Below are 594 nucleotides of genomic sequence, written 5' to 3'. Positions count from 1 at the left end.
TTGGAAAAATGATATTCTTCCGGCGTGTCCTGACCGTCTATGATTTCGGGTGGGATTTTCAATTTGCTGTCCATAAGTGCCTCCTGAAAATGTGTAAGGTTTAGTGTTCGATTTCCTGCTTTTTCTGCCGTGTAACGACGTTTTGGCGCTCCTGCTCATGCTGTACCTGATAGATGCTGTAATGGATGGCCCAGAGCCTTTTTGTGTCGGCGTACAGGGGAGCTATTTTTTGCTGTAACGCCTGATATTCGGTTTCCAGCTTGGATTTCTCCTTCCGCCACGCATGGACGGGGAGTTTCCCGTCCACCCACTGGTTTTTCAGTTTGCGCTCGGCCATGTAAAATGTCCGCAGCACATTCTCATGCTCTGCCTTGTATTTCTGGCGGAAGGTGTCAAAACGGATGGTTTTCAGCTTGTCGGCCACAGGCTTGCCTTGCTGGTAATAGTCTGCCATGCGGAGCAGTTCGTCCAGTTCCTTGATACGGGCCTGCGTCCCGGAGGCGGATTTTTTCAGCTCGTCAATCTGTTCCTGCATGGAGTTCAGCAATGCTTCCAAATCCTCGGTGGTGCGGAGCTGCTTGGATTCCAGATAGC

1 protein-coding gene is annotated in these 594 nt (G+C 50.7%); it reads right to left on the bottom strand.

Going from position 1 to position 594, the window contains the following annotated elements; genetic code table 11:
* Positions 1 to 100: 100 nt before the first annotated feature.
* A partial coding sequence (locus WMO64_RS17075; RefSeq protein WP_435412080.1) for a hypothetical protein occupies positions 101 to 594 on the bottom strand: 494 nt, incomplete at its 5' end.

Source organism: Pseudoflavonifractor intestinihominis (assembly GCF_040096055.1).
Lineage (GTDB): Bacteria > Bacillota > Clostridia > Oscillospirales > Oscillospiraceae > Pseudoflavonifractor > Pseudoflavonifractor intestinihominis.
Note: the sequence above shows the minus strand (reverse complement) of the source record. Positions and strands in the feature narration are given on the sequence as shown.